Annotated in this window: 5 protein-coding genes and 1 rRNA gene; 5 read left to right on the top strand and 1 reads right to left on the bottom strand. The window is 72.2% G+C overall.

Annotated features, from left to right (window positions below; all coding sequences use genetic code 11):
- From ABZW03_RS37355 to ABZW03_RS37345, 3 genes are all read left to right on the top strand, one after another.
- A 23S ribosomal RNA gene (locus ABZW03_RS37355) occupies positions 1-188 on the top strand; the annotation flags it as partial.
- 539 nt (positions 189-727) lie between these two features.
- Positions 728-2,818, top strand: coding sequence for an MDR family MFS transporter (locus ABZW03_RS37350; protein WP_355268810.1), 2,091 nt, complete (start codon positions 728-730; stop codon positions 2,816-2,818).
- 30 nt (positions 2,819-2,848) lie between these two features.
- Positions 2,849-3,331 (top strand): CYTH domain-containing protein, encoded by a 483-nt coding sequence (locus ABZW03_RS37345; RefSeq protein ID WP_355268808.1) that lies wholly within the window; start codon positions 2,849-2,851, stop codon positions 3,329-3,331.
- A gap of 22 nt (positions 3,332-3,353) precedes the next feature.
- Here ABZW03_RS37345 and ABZW03_RS37340 read toward each other — a convergent pair whose 3' ends face one another.
- The gene (locus ABZW03_RS37340; protein WP_355268806.1) at positions 3,354-3,830 is read right to left on the bottom strand and encodes a MarR family winged helix-turn-helix transcriptional regulator; all 477 of its coding nucleotides are present in this window, start codon (positions 3,828-3,830) and stop codon (positions 3,354-3,356) included.
- 62 nt (positions 3,831-3,892) lie between these two features.
- Here ABZW03_RS37340 and ABZW03_RS37335 point away from each other — a divergent pair, with 62 nt between their 5' ends.
- Complete coding sequence (locus ABZW03_RS37335) at positions 3,893-4,333, top strand: cupin domain-containing protein (protein WP_355268804.1); 441 nt, start codon at positions 3,893-3,895, stop codon at positions 4,331-4,333.
- An 86-nt stretch (positions 4,334-4,419) separates the two neighbouring features.
- Entirely contained in the window at positions 4,420-4,743 is a 324-nt protein-coding gene (locus ABZW03_RS37330; protein WP_355268802.1) for an antibiotic biosynthesis monooxygenase, read from the top strand.
- Positions 4,744-4,807 lie beyond the last annotated feature (64 nt).

The following is a 4,807-nucleotide window of genomic DNA, read 5'->3' as shown; positions in this document are numbered from 1 at the left end:
GGGTAGTTTAACTGGGGCGGTTGCCTCCTAAAGGGTAATGGAGGCGCCCAAAGGTTCCCTCAGCCTGGTTGGCAATCAGGTGTTGAGTGTAAGTGTAGCACCGTGGTCGCGAACGGGTCCACCACCGGCGCGTGCGGGTGGGCCTCGTCGGCCACCTGGTCGGCGGTCTGCGGGACGTACGGGCGGACCAGCGGCGGGCCCTCGACGTGGGGCAGGACGGCGGTCTCGGTGAGGCTCGGGTCCGGGACGCAGCCGCACCCGGTGGAGCGTGCGGCGCCGCACGTCGGGCAGTGCTGGTCCGGCATCGGCCGGTCCTCCTCGGTTTCGCGTCGATTTCGCGGGCGGGTGTGTCGGTGTCCGGCGGGTGTGTCGGTGTCGTCGGACGGGTGGTCGTTCGGTCGTCCGGCGCGCGTTCCGGGCGGACCCGGGCGCACGAACGCGCCTGATTATGCAGGACCGCCCGAGGGGTGGACAGGGGCGTCCGGTCCCCGGCGGGGGTGTTGTGCCGGTTGGTGCCGGTTGGCTCCTCGGAGAACGTCCGGGGCGCGGCGGTTGTCCCCGGCGCTTACGCTCGGCTCAACCCGACGGAACGAATCGGGACGAAACGAACGGCTCGATGAGCTGGGAGTGATCATGGGAGTGATCATCCGAACGGCCCGGCCGGCGGGCCCGCCACCCGGAGGCGACGCCATGCCCACGGAGGTGCTGTGATGCCCGCGGAGACGCGATGACGGATCCGCGTGCCGAGTCCGGCCACGGCTCCGAGCCCGGCCACGGCGCCGCGGGCGAGAGCGGCCCGCCGGCGGTCACCGTGCCCAACCTCTGGGTGCCGATCGGCGCCCTGCTGCTGGCGATGCTGCTCGCCGCCCTCGACCAGACCATCGTCTCCACCGCGCTGCCGACCATCGTCAGCGACCTCGGCGGCCTCGACCACCTCTCCTGGGTGGTCACCGCCTACCTGCTGGCCTCCACCGCCGCGACCCCGCTCTGGGGCAAGCTCGGCGACATGTACGGCCGGAAGCGCTTCTTCCAGGCCTCCATCGTGATCTTCCTGCTCGGCTCGGTGCTGTGCGGGATCGCCGGGAACATGGGTGAGCTGATCGCCTTCCGCGCCCTCCAGGGCCTGGGCGGCGGCGGGCTGATGGTGCTCTCCCAGGCGATCGTCGGCGACCTCGTCGCCCCCCGGGACCGCGGCCGCTACCAGGGCCTGTTCGGCGCCGTGTTCGGCGTCACCAGCGTGCTCGGGCCGCTGCTCGGCGGGGTCTTCGTGGACCACCTCAGCTGGCGCTGGGTGTTCTACGTCAACCTGCCGATCGGCGTCCTCGCCCTGGTGGTGATCGCGGCGGTGCTGCACGGGCGGGAGGACCGCCGCGAGCACCGGATCGACTACCTCGGCACCGTCCTGATCGCCGCCGTCGCCACCTGCCTGGTGCTGATGACCTCGCTCGGCGGGACGACCTGGGCCTGGACCTCCTGGCAGGTCGTCGGCCTCGGCGTGCTCGGCCTGGTGCTGCTGCTCGCCTTCGTCCTGGTCGAGCGGACGGCGGTGGAGCCGGTGCTGCCGCTGCGGCTGTTCCGCTCGCGGACGTTCAGCCTGGTCGCGGTGATCTCCTTCGTGGTCGGCTTCGCGATGTTCGGCGCGCTGACCTACCTGCCGACCTTCCTCCAGGTGGTCCAGCAGGTCTCGCCCACCATGTCCGGCATCCACATGCTGCCGATGGTGCTCGGCATGCTGCTCACCTCGATCGGCTCCGGCCAGATCGTCGCCCGCACCGGCCGCTACCGGGTCTTCCCGATCGCCGGGACGGCCGTCACCACCGTCGGCCTGCTGCTGCTCTCCCGGCTGGACGAGCACAGCGGTACCGCGGAGATGAGCCTCTACTTCCTGGTCTTCGGCCTCGGGCTGGGCCTGGTGATGCAGGTGCTGGTGCTGATCGTGCAGAACTCGGTCGGCTACGAGGACCTCGGCGTGGCCACCGCGGGCGCCACCTTCTTCCGCTCGATCGGGGCCTCCTTCGGCGTCTCCGTCTTCGGGACGGTCTTCGCGAGCGGGCTGCGCGGCCGGCTCGCCGACGCCCTGGCGGGGGTGCCGCTGCCGCCCGGCTTCCGGCCGGAGGTCATCACCTCCGACCCGCGGGTGATCCCCCGGCTGCCGGCCGCCGTCCAGCCGGGGGTCTACCACGCGTACGCCGAGTCGATCACCCGGGTGTTCCTGTACGCGGTGCCGGTCGCGGTGGTCGCCTTCGTGCTGTCGCTGTTCCTGCGCGAGCAGAAGCTGCGCTCCACCGTCACCGCGCCGGACCTGAGCGAGTCCATCGGGGTCAACCCGGTCGAGCGCACCTCGCTGGACGAGATCGCCCGCGCGCTCTCGGTGCTGAACAGCCGCGAGGCCCGGCGCGACCTCTTCCGGCGGATCACCGAGACCGCCGGGCTGGACCTGCGGCCCGCCTCCAGCTGGCTGCTGCTCCAGATGCACCAGCACGGTTCGGTGGAGCCCGCCGAAGTCGCCGAGCGGCGGATCGTCCCGGTCGCCGTCGTCGAGGAGGCCGTCCGGGAGGTGGAGGGCCGGGGGCTGGCGGCGCGGGTCGGCCGGCTGCCGCTGCGGCTCACCGAGGCGGGGGAGGCGGCGGCGCTCCGGCTGGTCGCCGCCCGGCGCACCCAACTGGCCGAACTGCTGGGGGACTGGGACGAGCGGCGGTACGCCGAACTCGCCGGGGTGCTGAACCGGCTCAGCTCCTCGCTCTGCGCCGACCGGCGCGACCGGCCGGACCCGGCGGGGCCGCAGGGGCCGTACCGTGGGGAGGGGCGGTCGTTCTGACGGACTGCCACCGGGAAGGGATGGTACGACGTGCCCCTCGAGATCGAGCGCAAGTTCCTGCTGGGCGCCTTCGAGCCGCCCGCGACGGCGGTGCGGCAGCACATCGAACAGGGCTACATCGCGATCAAGGAGGACGGCACGGAGGTGCGGCTGCGGCGGATCGGCGGCAGCCGCGTCCTCGGGATCAAGCGCAGGGCCTCCGCCGCGGAGGGCTCGCCCGTCCGGATCGAGGTGGAACGCGAGCTCGGGGAAGAGGAGTTCGCCGAGCTCTGGCCCGCCACCGAGGGCGCCCGGCTGATCAAGGACCGCTACACCTTCGAGGCCTCCGGCGTCACCGTCCACGCGGACGTCTACCAGGGCGAGCTGACCGGACTGCGCACCGCCGAGGTCGAGTTCGGCTCGGAGGCCGAGGCGGAGGCCTTCTCGGCACCGGACTGGTTCGGTGCCGAGATCACCGGCGTGAAGGCCTACAAGAACCAGACCCTCGCGACCCGCGGGCTGCCCGAATCCTGACGTTCTTACTGGTGTTGACGTGCTACGACGCGCCGAACCAGCGCGGGGTGTCGAGGCGGAACGGGTCGCCGGGGGCGAGCCGGCGCAGGCCGTCCTCCACCTGGCGTAGCTGCTCCTCGCCCAGGGTCGCCGACCACTCCTCGCGCAGCTCGTCGAAGATCCGGGCCGAGCGGACCAGGCAGTCCACCCCGCGCGCGGTCAGCCGGACCAGCTTGCGCCGGGTGTCGGCCGGATCGGTGGCGCGCTCGACGTAGCCGAGCAGTTCCAGGTTGTCGACGGTCTTGCCGGCCGCCTGCTTGGTGACGCCGAGGCGGCGGCCGAGCTCGGAGGCGGTGGTGCCGTACGGGCCGATCGCCTGGAAGACGAAGCCGTGCATCGGGCGCAGGTCGGGGTGGCCCTCGCGGGCGATGCGCTCGTGCAGCTCGTCGATGATCGTGCGGAAGGCGAGCAGCAGGCGAAGCGGCAGCTCAAATCCCGGTGGGGAGGGCTCACTTGACACGATAGACAACCTCATTGACCATATAGACAACTTCATTGTCCATCTTAGGGGGTTCCTTCGCCATGTCCGAGATCCGCGCGTCCGAGATCCGCATGTCCGTGATCCGCCGGGCCGACGCCCGCCGCACTGCGACCCCGAACGGCGTGATGACCACCTACGCCTCGCCCACCCAGGGCTCCGCCGCCCTCGCCGTTTGGCACGTCGAGATGGTCGCCGGCGCCCGGGGCCCGCTGCACGCCATGGACACCGAGCAGGTCTGGACCCTGCTCACCGGCACCGCCCGCGTCAACCTGGCGGAGGAGACCGTCACCCTCGCCGCCGGCGACACCGCCGTCCTCCCCGCCGACACCGTCCGTCAGATCGCCACCGACACCGGCTTCACCGCCGTCGTCGCCTCCCCGTCCCCCGCGTACGCCTACAACCCTGACGCCCGCACCCCCGAGGGCGCCTGCGCTCTCGCCCCGCGCGACGACCGGCGCGTCCTCCCGCCGTGGATCGCCTGACGTTCCCGCCCACCGGCGGACCGCCCGCCCGTGAGGTGTAGCAGACTGCTGCCCGTACGCACTCACCGGAGCAGAAGGAGCGCACCATGTCCGTCGTCAAGATCAACGTCCTGACGGTGCCGGCCGAGCAGCGCGAGGTGCTGGAGCAGCGCTTCGCCTCCCGGGCCGGCGCGGTGGAGAACTCGGACGGCTTCGAGTGGTTCGAGCTGCTCCGCCCCGTCGAGGGCACCGACCAGTACCTGGTCTACACCCGCTGGCGCAGCGAGGAGGACTTCAAGGCCTGGATGGAGGGCCCGATGAAGTCCGCCCACCAGAACGGCCCCTCCGGCGAGGCCCCCAAGCGCCCCGCCGCCACCGGTTCCACCCTCTGGTCCTTCGAGGTCGTCCAGTCCGCGGGCCCCAAGGCCTGACCTCCGTACGGCAGTTGCGGGGGCCGGGGGGGGGGCGGGCCCCCGGGGGGGGGGCCGGGGGGGG

It is taken from the genome of Kitasatospora sp. NPDC004799, assembly GCF_040609095.1.
Lineage (GTDB): Bacteria > Actinomycetota > Actinomycetes > Streptomycetales > Streptomycetaceae > Kitasatospora.
This window is presented reverse-complemented; position numbering and strand designations above follow the sequence as displayed.

Coding starts and splice junctions, on each gene's coding strand:
- ABZW03_RS37335 (WP_355268804.1), top strand. CDS start 3,893: ATGTCCGAGATCCGCGCGTCCGAGATCCGCATGTCCGTGATCCGCCGG.
- ABZW03_RS37330 (WP_355268802.1), top strand. CDS start 4,420: ATGTCCGTCGTCAAGATCAACGTCCTGACGGTGCCGGCCGAGCAGCGC.
- ABZW03_RS37350 (WP_355268810.1), top strand. CDS start 728: ATGACGGATCCGCGTGCCGAGTCCGGCCACGGCTCCGAGCCCGGCCAC.